The 14,232-nt window shown below is 41.2% G+C and carries 11 protein-coding genes; 1 reads left to right on the top strand and 10 read right to left on the bottom strand.

Translation table 11 applies throughout. The annotated features are described in order from the left end of the window. The first annotated feature begins 9 nt into the window (after positions 1-9). Positions 10-1,224, top strand: coding sequence for a phospho-N-acetylmuramoyl-pentapeptide-transferase (gene mraY / locus NCI00_RS17755; RefSeq protein WP_114068227.1), 1,215 nt, complete (start codon positions 10-12; stop codon positions 1,222-1,224). A 32-nt stretch (positions 1,225-1,256) separates the two neighbouring features. On the opposite strand, the gene NCI00_RS17750 is transcribed toward mraY, so the two are convergent. From NCI00_RS17750 to ftsA, 10 genes are all read right to left on the bottom strand, one after another. Beyond that, on the bottom strand, positions 1,257-1,778 hold the full coding sequence (locus NCI00_RS17750) for a phosphoglycerate mutase family protein (protein WP_253529713.1): 522 nt from the start codon (positions 1,776-1,778) through the stop codon (positions 1,257-1,259). A gap of 40 nt (positions 1,779-1,818) precedes the next feature. Continuing rightward, positions 1,819-3,657: a tetratricopeptide repeat protein gene (locus NCI00_RS17745; RefSeq protein WP_253529711.1), complete on the bottom strand. Its 1,839-nt coding sequence runs from the start codon at positions 3,655-3,657 to the stop codon at positions 1,819-1,821. Positions 3,658-4,215: 558 nt separating this feature from the next. Beyond that, positions 4,216-5,841: an Ig-like domain-containing domain gene (locus tag NCI00_RS17740; RefSeq protein ID WP_253529709.1), complete on the bottom strand. Its 1,626-nt coding sequence runs from the start codon at positions 5,839-5,841 to the stop codon at positions 4,216-4,218. Positions 5,842-6,077: 236 nt separating this feature from the next. Continuing rightward, complete coding sequence (gene mnmG / locus NCI00_RS17735; protein ID WP_253529707.1) at positions 6,078-7,940, bottom strand: tRNA uridine-5-carboxymethylaminomethyl(34) synthesis enzyme MnmG; 1,863 nt, start codon at positions 7,938-7,940, stop codon at positions 6,078-6,080. A gap of 108 nt (positions 7,941-8,048) precedes the next feature. Then, positions 8,049-8,462 (bottom strand): rRNA maturation RNase YbeY, encoded by a 414-nt coding sequence (gene ybeY, locus NCI00_RS17730; protein WP_253529705.1) that lies wholly within the window; start codon positions 8,460-8,462, stop codon positions 8,049-8,051. A gap of 101 nt (positions 8,463-8,563) precedes the next feature. Further along, the gene (locus NCI00_RS17725) at positions 8,564-9,535 is read right to left on the bottom strand and encodes a radical SAM protein (RefSeq protein ID WP_253529703.1); all 972 of its coding nucleotides are present in this window, start codon (positions 9,533-9,535) and stop codon (positions 8,564-8,566) included. A gap of 82 nt (positions 9,536-9,617) precedes the next feature. Then, complete coding sequence (gene accD, locus NCI00_RS17720) at positions 9,618-10,460, bottom strand: acetyl-CoA carboxylase, carboxyltransferase subunit beta (RefSeq protein WP_253529699.1); 843 nt, start codon at positions 10,458-10,460, stop codon at positions 9,618-9,620. Positions 10,461-10,601: 141 nt separating this feature from the next. Then, positions 10,602-11,303: a DNA alkylation repair protein gene (locus tag NCI00_RS17715; protein ID WP_253529697.1), complete on the bottom strand. Its 702-nt coding sequence runs from the start codon at positions 11,301-11,303 to the stop codon at positions 10,602-10,604. 7 nt (positions 11,304-11,310) lie between these two features. Next, positions 11,311-12,813, bottom strand: coding sequence for a cell division protein FtsZ (ftsZ, locus tag NCI00_RS17710; protein ID WP_253529695.1), 1,503 nt, complete (start codon positions 12,811-12,813; stop codon positions 11,311-11,313). Between the two features lie 49 nt (positions 12,814-12,862). Further along, positions 12,863-14,218 carry a cell division protein FtsA gene (gene ftsA / locus NCI00_RS17705; protein ID WP_166558260.1) on the bottom strand — a complete coding sequence of 452 codons (1,356 nt, stop codon included), beginning with the start codon at positions 14,216-14,218 and terminating at the stop codon, positions 12,863-12,865. Positions 14,219-14,232: the final 14 nt, after the last annotated feature.

Genomic DNA, 14,232 nt, shown 5'->3' with positions numbered 1-14,232 from the left:
AATTCTATCATGCTTTACTACCTATTTTCTTATTTAGACAAAGAATTCAACTTCCCAGGTGCCGGAGTTTTCCAATATATTTCATTTAGAGCCCTTGGTGCTACCATCACCTCATTATTGATTGCCGCGATTTTTGGGGGACGTATCATTAATTTTCTCCGCAACCAACAAATTGGGGAGACAATCCGCGATTTGGGCCTTCAAGGTCAAATGGAAAAAAAAGGGACTCCTACCATGGGCGGGTTTATTATCTTGGCTTCCTTGCTTATTCCTGCCTTATTGTTTGCCAAATTATCCAATGTATACATTGTTCTCCTGCTGATTACCGCCGTTTGGACTGGCCTTATTGGTTTCTTGGACGATTACATAAAGAAATTTAAAAATAATAAAGAGGGGCTACAAGGCAAGTTTAAAGTTGTAGGTCAGGTAGGATTGGGGCTAATTGTCGGGATTACTTTATCTTTCAATCAACATGTTAAAATCAGGCAATACGATAAGCCACTTATCAGTTCGGCCATTGGTGAAGTACAGCGTTATACAGATGTCATCAATCCGACAATCACTACTTTACCTTTTATAAAAAACAACGAGTTTGATTACTCCTCACTATTATTCGGCTTATTACCAGATAGTTATACATGGATAATTTATACCATTGTAGCCGTTTTTATCATTACAGCGGTATCAAATGGGGCAAATATTACGGATGGAATTGATGGTTTGGCGGCAGGAACATCCATCATTATTGCCCTGACACTTGGAGTTTTAGCCTACATCTCTGGAAACGCCAAATTCTCGCAGTACCTCAATATCATGTACATTCCCAACTCTGGTGAGTTGGTTATATTTATTGCGGCGTTTGTGGGGGCTTGTGTGGGCTTTTTGTGGTATAACTCTTACCCTGCACAGGTTTTTATGGGAGATACGGGTAGTTTGATGCTTGGGGGAGTGATTGCGGTTATATCACTGGCTGTGCGCAAGGAATTATTAATTCCTATCATGTGCGGCATCTTTCTGGTCGAACTTGTCTCCGTTATTTTACAGGTGAGTTATTTCAAGTATACCAAGAAGAAGTTCGGAGAAGGCAAACGTATTTTTCTGATGTCACCTTTGCACCACCATTTTCAGAAAAAAGGTTATCATGAAGCCAAAATTGTGGCCCGTTTCTGGATTGTAGGTATTATTTTAGCAATTGCTACATTAGTTACTCTAAAACTAAGATAACCGACTCATTATCAAATATTTACGGCCAAAATTCACGGAAGTGTTTTTTGGCCGTACGTTTTTTCTTGCAAAGTAACTTTCTTTCCGAACACCCCTTTGTTGACTGTCACCACCAACAAATTATCATAATCTTCATGTGCAATTTTAGGAATAGACGGCTTCGTACCTAATCCTTGTGCTATTTCTAAAATGGTGTCGCTGTGGCCGACAACCAAGGTATTTTTCCCTTTTATTTTTTCCAACCGTTCTACAATGACACTGACAGGTTTGGGTTCATAAATCTCATATTGTTTCCCCAAACGTTCCGTTAAAGGTTGTGCTGTTTGGCGATTTCGTTGGTATTTACTAACAAAAATGTAGTCAATTCCTTTGTTGTACAGGCTATCCGACAATGCCTTTGCACGCTGATGTCCACCTTCTGACAATGGCGTATCTGCGCTGTCGTCTAATCGCTCGGCATGGCGTACGATATAAATTTTTGAGGTATAGCATGAATTCAAGCTGGCTATTATGCCGATTGCCAACAATATTTCCTTTAACGATACTTTTGCCATTTCACCCTAAATTGATTGCTCTATCTTTTATTACCGATTTTTAAAGCGTATCGCCACGCAGTTGTCTGAAACGTTTTCTAGCATCGGCAGCATAGATACTTGCGGGGTATTTTTCGAGCATTTTCTGGTACAACTCCATTGACTTGTCTTTGTCTTTAAAGCGATTCTGATACAATTCTGCCATCATAAAAAGGGCATCATCGCCCAAGATGTCGGTCGAAAACTTATCCACAATTACCTGCAAGTTATCCACTGCTTTTTGATTTTCTCCCATTTTAGCGTAGGTCCGAGCTTTCAGCCACAGAATTTCATCGGCAAGCGGGTGATCTTTGTACCTTACAAACATCCCGTCTAAGCGGTCTAGCGCTAGCTGTGTTTGATTTTGATAAAGAAGCAAGTCGATGGCTGCATATTCCTTCATCGCGTCTTCTGAGGTATCTAAACCCGTGTTATCCTGAATCAATAAGCTCAGTGCTCCTGCGTCGTTGGCAATTTCTCTCGTTGTGGCCATTTTCAGGATGTCCAATAAGGCTTTTGATAACTCAAAATCACCTGTATAATAAAATTGTCGGGCATTGCGGAGTTTGGCTTCGTAGCCAAGCGGGGTTTCTTTCTGCGATTTTTCAACTTGCGAATACAACAGTGTCGACTCCCATGGTTCATTTTTTAAGAGAAAAATATCACCCAAGTCCAATTTGCATTTATCCACAAAATCGCTTTCTGCCCGGCCTATTTTCACGGCATTCTGCAAGATGACGGTGGCGCTATCTTTTTCATTCAAGTAAAAAGCGTACAGACTTGCCATACTTCGCATCGCTTCAAGCGTACGGTTGTTTTGGCCAAGTTCTCCCAACAACTTTTTATAATCTTCAATCAAGCGTCTCACCGACGTAATTTCCACGGGAAATGTATTTTTTACTTGTTCTTCTCGCGCCACAATCATCATCCGTCGGGCATAAGGATAGAGTTGTCCTTGTGGATAATCTTTCACGACATATTCAAAAGACTGAATGGCTGCCGGGTAATCTTTGTTTTGTAGCGCCAAATTTCCTAAATCAAATACTTTTGTCCCGTTGTATTTAAACCGTCTATCCAACGCCCTTTCTTGAATGAAAGCTTTACTGAACTGTTTTTTTTGGGTCAAAAACCAAATCAGCATTTCGGCAAAGAAAGGCTCGTTGGGCTGGCGTTGGATTTTTTCGTACAGAATCTTTTCAAATTTTGCCTGATCTTTTTCTTCCCGCAGAAAATCTTGAAAATAGTTTTGAATCACTTCCTTGCTTTGAATCGCCACGCCCAAGCTCAGCAATTCTTCAATCATCTGCTCTGTTTTTCCAGTTTGAGCGTACAAAGCCGCCAATTCCATTTTAAACAAATTATCATTTTTGGCCACATCTCTAGCTTTCAACAGAGAGTTGATGGCGGCATCCGTATTATCTATTTCTCTAAATTCATCAGCTAATTCTTTGAATGCATTCAAATCTTTTGGAGGTATTTGGGCAATACTCTCTTGGTATTTTTGAGCGGCGGGCGCTGCTTGCCCCATCTGCTCCAACATTCGCCCCCAGTAAAGTGTATAGAGGTATCCCACATTTTCATCCGATTTCTGCTGACGTTTAAAGAATTTTTCAGCTTCGTCAAAACTTTTGAGTTTGACCATACAACCCACATACCTCCGCAAATAGATTTTGTTGAAATCTTTTCGCAAAACTTTTTGATAGAGTGGGGCTACTTTTTCACACTCACCTTTTTGAAAGTATGCATCTGCTAAGTCGGCATCACTTTGGGCGTGGCTTTGTGTAGACACCAAAAGTAAAATGACCCCAATAAACAGTATCCACAAACGATACGGAGTTGTACACATTTTTCTTGCACCCATTTTAATAATAATATATTTAATTTTTAAACTATTATAATCCATTAGCACCGGGGATAAGTGGATAAGAAAGTTATCCCCGCGTTATCCACTTATTGTTAAAACGTAAATGTGTATAAGTAGTAGGTTTATCCACGTCGTTTTATTTTTATCCACAACTGAAATTACTGTTTTTCAGGCATATCTGCAACTATTCACAATTTGTCGTGGATTGTGGATAATTTTGTTCACGTTGTGGATGATTATTTTTCCACATTTTAACATGTTTAAAACGGCTTGAAATGATGTGGGAAATCGGGGTACATTCCCACATTTGTATTGTTGATAAATAGTTCTCCACATTATCCAAATGTTATCTACACGTTTTTCCACCACTTATCCACTTACCTATAAACATCTTTATTGGTTATCCACATACTTATTCACATCTTTTCCTCACAATTCTGTTTTTTGTGAAATCGGTGTTTCACAACCTAAAACCTACCTAGCTACTTTTTACATTATGTCAAAAAGTGAACCAAACTATATAATAGCTTTTCCACAGAGTGTGAATGATGTGGATTATTTTGTGGATAAGTCGATGTCTATACCACTCATTACAAAGTTTTTCTTCACTTTAACGGCTTCGTTGTGAAAAAACACTGGTTCGGCTAGTTTATTGGCTTTTACATCACCCGTATCCCATTGTCCGTTTCCATTTTCATCCACAATAATGCGCAGCGTGTACGTAGCGGGTTTTAGATAGGAAAAAACATAAGGAGTTTTGTTACTGATTGACTTAACTACTTCAAACTTATCGTCGAGCAGTTCAACGATAAACTTACTTTTAGCCCCTTTTATTTCACCTTCCAATGTGCCGTAGTTTTCTTCATCCATGATGGGGAGCTTATAAATTTTAGCAGGGATTGTATCGTTTTCTACGCTAAAAAAAGTGGCTTTGGGAATGATTACTTTGAGTTCTCGACGGGCTAGAATAGGTCGAGAAAGTGAAAGAATAGCGTGATTATTGGCCCATGTAAAATCCGTAATTTTGATAACTTCGGCTTTTGTGCTATCGCTAATAATCTGTATTTGATTAAGCCTTGCTTCGGCTACGGGTTTATTAAAGGTTAATTTTAGCGCAAAATTTCGAGGCTCTATTTCGCCGTTATCGGGAAAATTTGTCTTCATCTCAAAGGGTTCACGGTTGGTATCGGCGTTCTTCCCTCCTCCCCTAGCTTCCCTAAATTTTATTTTTTGGGTATGTTCAAAGGTCAATCCTACGGAATCCACAATCGTTATTTTGGCTACAAGGGTGTCCTTGCGATTCTTTGTATTATAGAACTTCAACTCGTTAGTCCCCGCCTGAAAGTGCGGAATTGAGTCTTCTGGATTGTTAAATTTTACTTTGTATTCAAGGAATCCTTTATCGTAGTTTATGGAGTAATAATTGGCCCTAGGCTGCGTATTTCGCACTTTTGCGGGGGTATTATTGGCCATAAACAGCCTTAATGAAACGCCTGAGATTTGCGTAGAGTCAACAATTGTGATGCTATCCCTTAAATACGCGATTTTTTCGGCCCTTGGATTATAGCTTAAAGAGCGGTTTTTATCGTCAAAAGCAAATAGTTTGTACTTATTCGGGCGAATATTTTCAATGCTGTATCGGCCTGCGCTATCCGAACGTGTGAAGTAGCTTGGCTTCATTTTTTCAATATTCAGGGTGTCTGAATTTGGGTACAGGCCTACCAATACATCCAATAATGGCTTATCCGAGAGTAAATCTTTTACCTGCCCACCGACAGATGCAGAGTCAATACCTACACCCGTACTGAATACAACGCGAAGGTTTCGGGCTGGATTTTTTTCGCTGAAATCTTTGATGGCATCGCCAAAGGAAAGGGAATAAGTGGTGGCCGTGTCAAGTGATTTTTTAAATTTGATTTGTAGTCCCGTTGGCCTAGCCTTAAAATCATACTCCCCTGCATCGGGAGTAATTAGGAGTTTTTGCTGTAAATTTTCCGCGACAATGTATTCGTCAAACTCTAAGTCAACTGTACGCCCTTTGTAATTTGTTTGCTTATTGTCGGGGATGCTTGATATAAGGTTTGGTGGTACGGTGTCCCTCTTTCCTCCCGTAGGAGAAATGGGCTGAGCGCAGGAGGTTACCAAGATATAGAGTATAATGTAGAATGGAAAATTTCTCATTAGGTGATGGCGAGAATGTAGAACTGGTTTGTAAGTTATCTTTATCATGCTTTTAGCAGACAGTTTTTTTATGTTATACAAGTGTGATTGTTTTGATACAACGAATGAATGGTTTTAAAGCCTTTGCAAATTAACATCTTTTAAATCCTCAAGTTAAATTTAGGGGTGTATTGCAAAAATAAAAGGTGGCCGTCAAGGCCACCTTTTATTAACATCTTTTAACGACATGTCTGTATTTATCTTCCCAAGTAAATCATCAATACTGATACATCCGACGGACTGACGCCGCTTATTCTGGATGCTTGCCCAAGCGTACCTGGACGGAGGCTTTTGAGTTTTTGACGCCCTTCAAATGACAGAGCCGATACGCGGTCGTAGTCAAAATTTGGGATGATTTCAAGGTCCTCTAATCTATTCATCTTTTCTACCATGAGGTATTCTTTCTCAATGTAGCTTTCGTATTTCACCGTAATCATAGCTTGCTCCAAGGCTTCTTCATCGAATTGATTCAGGAAACCTGCAAAGGAGCCCCTTAGATTCTTGATGTCATCTATCTCAATATCGGGTCGTTTTAGCAACTGATATAAGGGTTGTTTTTCCCGAATTGTTGCAGTGCCCAATTGCGCTAGTTGTTCGTTTATTTCTTCGGGTTGGGCTTTGATGGTTTTGAGTTCTTTTAAAATCAACTCAGTATTAGCCACTTTTTCACGAACGCGTTGGAGACGGGATTCAGCCGCGAGTCCGAGTTTATACCCCTTTTCTGTAAGACGAATGTCTGCATTATCTTGCCGTAAAAGAGTACGGTATTCTGCTCTTGAAGTAAACATCCGATAAGGCTCGTCGGTCCCTTTATTGACGAGGTCGTCTACCAATACGCCAATGTAGGCTTCTGAGCGTTTTAAAACGAATGGCTCCAACTCATGAGTATTTTGATGAGCGTTTATACCCGCAATTAATCCTTGACATGCAGCTTCTTCATAACCCGTTGTTCCGTTGATTTGTCCTGCAAAAAACAGATTCTTGATAAGGTGGGTTTCGAGGGTTAATTTTAACTGAGTAGGTGGGAAATAATCGTATTCTATGGCGTAGCCAGGACGAAACATTTTTGCATTCTCAAACCCAGGAATCAATCGTAGTGCCTTGTATTGAACATCCTCTGGAAGAGATGTAGAAAAACCGTTCACGTAAATTTCAACGGTGTTCCATCCTTCTGGTTCCACAAAAATCTGATGTCTGTCTTTGTCGGCAAATCGGTTGATTTTATCTTCAACCGATGGACAGTAACGAGGTCCCAAGCCTTTGATACGACCCGAAAACATGGGTGATTTGTCAAACCCTGTGCGTAACGCAGCGTGAACTTCTTCGTTGGTGTAGGTAATCCAACAGCTTCGTTGGTGTTCAAGTTTTGGGGTGGTGGTGTACGAAAATTTAGCGGGATTCTCGTCCCCAGGCTGCTCTTCCATACGGGTATAATCCAACGAGCGCCCATCAATGCGTGGTGGTGTTCCTGTTTTCATTCGCCCCGATTCAAAGCCTAATTCAATCAATTGCTCCGTTATTCCTGTTGCTGACTTCTCACCTACCCTTCCACCCCCAAAGTTTTTTTCTCCAATATGGATCAATCCATTCAAAAAAGTACCATTTGTCAAGACTACTGATTTGCTTTGGATTTCCATTCCGAGGCTTGTTTTTATTCCTGCTACTACCCCATTTTTGACAATAAGTTCACGAACGGTGTCTTGCCAAAAATCCACATTGGGCGTTTGTTCAAGTGTCATTCGCCATTCTTCTGCAAAACGCATACGATCGCTTTGGCATCTTGGCGACCACATAGCGGGCCCCTTTGAACGGTTGAGCATTCTGAATTGAATCATTGTTTTGTCGCTGATGATTCCAGACTGTCCACCAAGTGCATCTATTTCTCTTACGATTTGTCCCTTGGCAACGCCCCCCATTGCGGGGTTACATGACATTTGCGCAATAGTGTGCATGTTCATTGTAATGAGCAAAACTTTGGACCCCATGTTTGCTGCTGCTGCCGCCGCTTCACATCCTGCATGGCCTGCCCCAACCACAATAACATCATATTTTGGAAACATGTATTTTTCGTTTTAAATGTTGTGATTTTTGTTTGTTTCACGTGTTTTTGTGAAAATCGTCAAAACGTTCCACGTGAAGCATTTGTTATTGTATTGATATATAGTAAGTTATGGGGAAGTTAGGTAAAAATCTTCTTTTGCTCTCATTTCATGTTCCTGTTCATCCTCCTTGTCATCATAACCAACTAAATGTAAAATGCCATGCGCTAAAACACGGCGAAGCTCTTCTTCGAAAGGCTTATTGAGTTCTTGAGCATTGTCTTTTACTCGGTCTATGCTAATGAATATATCTCCTTCGACAACCGCCTCTTCTTCGCTATTATCAAAAGTGATAATATCGGTATAAAAGTCATGGTCAAGGTATTGTCGATTTACGTTAAGAAGGTATTCATCAGAACAAAAAATATAGTTGAGTTGGTTCAGCGAAAAGCCCTCTGCTTTAATGATGCTCTGAAGCCAAGATTTGGTTTTGCGGGATTGTGGAACTTTAAAGTCCACATCTTCAATAAAAAATTGAATCATTTTATGTAGGTAAAATAGAAGAAATGACTTCCAGATATTTAATTAATAACTACCTGAAAACCAGTAAAGATTTGCAAAATTAGGGAACTGAACGGTAAGATTCAAAATAACTGTTTCCAGGTACCTTTGATGAAGTTGTATTTAAGCGTACTCGGAAGGGCTTTCCACCAGTATTTGTTGATTTCTACGGCAAAGGAAGGCTGCATGTAGCAGTTGATGGCACAACCTTCACAAGCAGGAAGACGGCCTTCAAGAGCAATCAATTTTTGAACTTCTTCTGACCGGTACAGTTCTTCCAATTGATTTTCGATAGGGAATTCTTTTAACCCTAAATGATAGCAGGGAAGCACCAGCTTATTTTCGGGAGAAATGACAATGGTTGTGCTGCCAGCTAGGCAGACTGGATTATCCACGTGGTTGCCCCCGTCAATCCTGAGTTGAATAAAAGCGTCATTTAAATAAATATTGCGCTTTTTACCCCAGTTTCGTAATTCTTGCAGCGCCGAAGAGGATAATTGAGAACCCACATTGTTATATTCAAAAACAGGATTCAATATCAATACCAAATCATTGGGCAGACAAATGTCTTTCCACAACTGCTCAATTTGATGGATATTGTTTTCAAAAACCGTAAATAAAATATCTGGACGCTCATTCAATGATTTTGCAATTTGAATAGACTCCATCACTTTATCAAAGCACTTTACCCCTCTTGATGAATCATGCTCTTCCTGATCAGGGGAGTCGAGTGAAAAATGGAGCATGTCAATCAGTCCGCGCAGTTTATGAGCGTATTTGGGATAAAGCAACCCGTTGGAGGTGACGGTAGTTAATAACCCTGCTTTTTTTGCGGCTCTGAGAAGCTCATCCAATTGACGGTGGAGAAGAGGCTCCCCTCCCGTAAAATCAACCACCTTTACCCCAAGTTTTTTGAGCGCTTCAAAATTGGCTTTGGCATTTTCTAACGTAACATAAGGCGATGGTCTTTCCCATATATCACAAAAGCTACAGGTGGCGTTACAACGGTACGTCACGTAGTAATTGCATAAAACAGGATGGGAAACAAGGCGCATGATTTCAAATGAAAAAGTGCATAAAAAGCAAAAAGGCCGCAACTACATCTTCTGTTATTGCGGCCTTTGGCATAAAAATCAATTATTGCAGCATTCGCAACAGACTTGCCAATTTATCTTTTAAATCTTTTCGATCAACAATAAAGTCTAAAAAGCCGTGCTCCAATACAAATTCAGCGCTTTGAAACCCTTTAGGAAGATCTTTTCCGATGGTTTCACGAATAACACGCGGACCAGCAAAACCGATAAGAGCACCTGGTTCTGCGATGTTAAAATCACCTAACATGGCGTAAGAAGCCGTCACTCCCCCCGTTGTGGGGTCGGTCAATAGAGAAATATACGGTAGTTTGGCTTCTGACAACAGCGCCAATTTAGCTGATGTTTTGGCCATTTGCATCAATGAATATCCTGCTTCCATCATCCGCGCACCTCCCGACCGTGAAATCATCAGAAACGGCTTTCTGTTTTGTAATGCATGGTCGATTCCGCGCGCAATCTTCTCCCCTACAACCGAGCCCATTGAGCCGCCTATAAAGTTAAAGTCCATACAGCTTACCACAATGTCAATATCGTCCATTTTGCCGTAGGCGGTACGTACAGCATCTTTCAGGCCCGTTTTTTTAACAGTATCACGAATACGGTCCGGATATTTTTTAGTGTCTTCAAATTCAAGAGGATCTCCTGAAATCATATCGGCATCGAGTTCAGTGTATTCGGCTTCGTCAAATAAGATACTGAAGTACGCTTCTGAACCGATTTTTTCGTGATAATTGCATTTTACGCAGGTGTATGCATTGAGTTTATGCTCTCGTGTATGCATCACATGCTTGCAACTAGGACACTGGTACCAAAGCCCGTCAGGGGCTTCGCGTTTCATTTCTGTGGGCGTTTGAATGCCTCTCTCTTTTCTGGTAAACCAAGACATAAAAAGTCAGCAGTTAACAGTTTAAAATATACAGTCTAGCGTTAGAGGTGTTAAATGCTTCATTTACAGCAAAATAATAACGAATAACGCAAAAACTGCCGCAAAAGCGGCCTCAAAGATACTAAGAAATTTATCTATGCATCAAAGAGTTAAATAATACTTGCGTTTGGATTCTGGAAAACGCTCAATTGCGTAGCGCAAAGCGGTACGGGGCATTTGTTTTACATGGGTATCCAAAAACTCTTCCAGCACTAATTCATCACGTTTACCCACTTCCCGAAGCATCCAGCCTACGGCCTTATGAATAAGGTCATGGGTATGCGTAAGAAGAATTTCGGCAATTCGAATCGTATCGGAAAATTGATTTCGTGAAATAAAATACCAAGTTGACACAATCGCTACGCGTTGGGCCCAAAGGTGGGGATGCTGAGCTAAATCGTATAAAATGCTCCTGTCTTTATTTAACAGATAAGCTCCAATAATATCTCGACAAGTGACATCAACCAAATCCCAATTATTGATGTAATCGAGGTTTGATAAATAGATTTCAAAAATAATATGTTGGGCTGTTTCGTCCTTTTTTGACTTTTGAAACCGTTTCATGAGCCCAATCAATGCCGCCATTCGAAATTCATGGTAAGGGCTGTGAAGCAGTTCTGTCCATTCTTCGATGGTTAGGGTGGGGTATTTTTTTACGATTTCTCTGATTTCGGGCATTGTAATTCCCATAAATACATCCCCTTCGCCATACTGGCCTTTTCCCGTTTTGAAAAAGCGACAAAGAAAGGCAGCCTTTTCGGGGCTGCCTAGTTGTTGTAAATCTTTTTTTATTTGTGAAAGCATGGAGTTCTTAACGCTTATGCTTGTCCAATTTAATGGGAATAAAAGCTTCTTCAGGTAGCGCGGGTTTATGATGTAAAACCACGTTTTGACGCAAATAAGCAGGCCTTTCGAGTTCGCTTGCAGAATACTTACCTTTAGTAATATCCTGAACAAGTTGCCGCAAAATAGAAGGATCCTCGTGTGGCTCTGGATTGTCAATAAAAGGTTGCTTACTAGCGGCTTGATTCGTTTCTTGGTATTCAGGCTTGCTTGGTTCTTGCACCACTGGCGAATCAACCGTTTGAGAAACAGTTGGCTTCACTTCAACCTTAATTTCTTGTTTGGGTGGCGCTGGTGGATTAAAAGCCGTTGTTGGGGTAGATGTCTCCAACGTACCTTCTTGAGGGCGGTCTATTACAACTCCAGAAACGGGCGGTTTGGGAGGCTCCGCAACTGGAGGAGTCTCTTTTTTTATGGATTTAAAACCTGTAGAATCGTAGTTAAAAGGCAAATGTGAGTCTTCAAAGCCTGCGGCTATGACCGTAACAAGGAGTTGTTCTTTGAGGGTGTCATCAAAAATAACCCCCACTTTACACATATCAGCTTCATCACCAATGAGACTTTCGATGTAATTTGTGATGGCCATTTGCTCATCAAGGGTAGCCATGTATTCTTCATCCGTACTTGAAGCAAGGGTGATAAGAATTTTTTGAGCGCCGCGAATATCTCGGTTATTGAGCAATGGAGAGTTTAAAGCCGCTTCAATTGCCAATTCTGCACGGTTTTCGCCCGAGGCCGAAGCCGAACTCATCACCGAAGTACCTGCATTTTCAAGTACTTTTTTCACGTCCATGAAGTCGGAGTTTACACTCCCATGAACCGTGATAATCTCCGCAATGCTTTTCACGGCATTAGATAAAATATTATCAGCGTGCTCATAGGCCCGTAAAATGGGCAATTTTCCGTATAACTTAGCTAATTCATCGTTCAAAATGACAAGAACTGTGTCACAGTGCTTTTTTAGAGCATTGATTCCTTCAAGTGCTTGGTTCTTTTTACTGCGCCCTTCGTGGCTATAAGGAGCCGTGACAACTGCCACGGTAAGCATACCCATTTCTTTGGCTACTTGCGCAATAACAGGGGCAGCTCCTGTACCTGTACCACCACCCATCCCTGCGGTAATAAATACCATCTGAGTGGGTGGTTGCATTAGTTGTCGGATGTATTCAATGCTTTCTTCGGCCGCTTTTCGTCCAGTAGCTGAATCAGTTCCCGCTCCGAGTCCCTTCAGCAAGTCAGCGCCCAATTGAATTTTATTTTCAATGGTGCTGCGCATGAGGGCTTGTTTGTCGGTATTGCATACCACAAAGCCGACATCCTTAATACCCTTCACATGCATGTGGTTTACGGCGTTGCTACCTCCCCCACCTACCCCAATTACTTTGATAATCGGTGCGTCTTCTGAATGTTTTGAATTTTCCATGACGTACTCGTAGCCGTGGTCAAAAACGTTTTTTCTTGCAAAAACCATAATTTTTTAATGAGAAACAATTGGTGAGGTCGAAATTAAATTTTTGGTGTTAGTAAGAATCTTTCCCCGCCATATCATCTTGCATTAGACCTTTCCATATAAATGTGCCTACATCCTTGATTTTCAGGTCTTTAATTCCAAAACTACCCCAAAGCCCTCCTGTTTTCTTTTTTTCTTGTTCTTTCTCTGTTTTACTTCTTTTTACCACTCTTTTATCTAACGGTTTGATACTCGACCATGCCAATCCAAGGGCGGTGGCAAAAGCAGGGTCATTCATTAACGAATCATGTAATGGGCCGTTGATTCGCTCTAAATTCTGTGGTTTTCCAATTTGGACGTACATTCCTGTCACTTCTCTGAAAATAGAATCAATTCCGTTGATTTTTGCAGTACCACCAGTCAAAACGACGCCTGCTCTCAACTTATGTTCGTAGCCAGCTTTTTTTACTTCAGCAAAGACCAAAGCCGCGATTTCACGTAGACGAGCCCGTGCAATAAGAACAATGTTTCGTGCTACAATCTCAATCGGCGGAATACCGTCGGCAGTGGGAACTACTAACAGGGTATTCAGGCTACAGGCGTTGGGATTTGTTTCGCTCAACGTGGTTTTTGCTTCTTCGGCACTTTCCTGTGTCAGATGGCAGCCTTCCCGAATATCATTCGTAATATGGTTGCCGCCAAAAGGAAGAACAACCGTGTGGCGCAATAGACCTTCGTGATAAATGGCAATATCTGTAGTACCGCCGCCAATATCTACCAACACGACCCCTAAATTTTTATGGTCTTCTGTCAGAACAGCCAGACCTGAGGCAAGGGGCGATGCTGCAAAGCCATCTTCATTGTCGACTTGAATATTAGCTTTTTGGAGGGAGTCTTTGATTTGATATAAAGCCGTTTTTTTGGCGGTTATAATCTTAAAATCTCCACTGAGTTTCAGACCGATATGGCCTACTGGGTCGTCGATTTCGTGTTGCTCTCCAACCGCGAATTTAAGCGGTAAGAGGTGGATAATTTGGTTGGAATCGGAGTCGTAGGTTTGTTGCATATCCTCAAACAACACTGCTACATCTTCCCCTTTGACAGAGGCAGATTTGCAGGTAACTGAGCCTGTTTCCGACATTGTTTCCAAATGTGTCCCGCTTACGTTGACGGTGGCCGTCAAGGGGTAATTAAGTAAATCAGGTCTTTCTGCCTTTCTTGCCGCTATTTCCAACGCTTGCCTGATTGCTTCTTTTGTCTTTACGGGGTTGTTGATAATTCCCCTATATACCCCTTCGTTACGTGCCGAACCGATCCCTACTACTTCGAGCATGGTATGGTTGTTGTGGGTCTTTGGCTTAGCCAAAATCGCAGCAACTTTGGTACTGCCGATGTCAATTCCTAAAAAAATAACATTATCTGACATACTGAGTTAGGGTT

Origin of the sequence: Runella salmonicolor (genome assembly GCF_024158025.1) — a bacterium.
In the GTDB taxonomy this organism is placed as follows: domain Bacteria; phylum Bacteroidota; class Bacteroidia; order Cytophagales; family Spirosomataceae; genus Runella; species Runella salmonicolor.
This window is presented reverse-complemented; position numbering and strand designations above follow the sequence as displayed.

Bases quoted from the DNA above. Each gene is read 5' to 3' on its own strand.
- NCI00_RS17715 (WP_253529697.1), bottom strand. From the start codon at position 11,303: ATGCTTTCACAAATAAAAAAAGATTTACAACAACTAGGCAGCCCCGAA.
- NCI00_RS17725 (WP_253529703.1), bottom strand. From the start codon at position 9,535: ATGCGCCTTGTTTCCCATCCTGTTTTATGCAATTACTACGTGACGTAC.
- NCI00_RS17740 (WP_253529709.1), bottom strand. From the start codon at position 5,841: ATGAGAAATTTTCCATTCTACATTATACTCTATATCTTGGTAACCTCC.
- mnmG (WP_253529707.1), bottom strand. From the start codon at position 7,940: ATGTTTCCAAAATATGATGTTATTGTGGTTGGGGCAGGCCATGCAGGA.
- NCI00_RS17750 (WP_253529713.1), bottom strand. From the start codon at position 1,778: ATGGCAAAAGTATCGTTAAAGGAAATATTGTTGGCAATCGGCATAATA.
- NCI00_RS17745 (WP_253529711.1), bottom strand. From the start codon at position 3,657: ATGGGTGCAAGAAAAATGTGTACAACTCCGTATCGTTTGTGGATACTG.
- ftsA (WP_166558260.1), bottom strand. From the start codon at position 14,218: ATGTCAGATAATGTTATTTTTTTAGGAATTGACATCGGCAGTACCAAA.
- ftsZ (WP_253529695.1), bottom strand. From the start codon at position 12,813: ATGGTTTTTGCAAGAAAAAACGTTTTTGACCACGGCTACGAGTACGTC.
- accD (WP_253529699.1), bottom strand. From the start codon at position 10,460: ATGTCTTGGTTTACCAGAAAAGAGAGAGGCATTCAAACGCCCACAGAA.
- ybeY (WP_253529705.1), bottom strand. From the start codon at position 8,462: ATGATTCAATTTTTTATTGAAGATGTGGACTTTAAAGTTCCACAATCC.
- mraY (WP_114068227.1), top strand. From the start codon at position 10: ATGCTTTACTACCTATTTTCTTATTTAGACAAAGAATTCAACTTCCCA.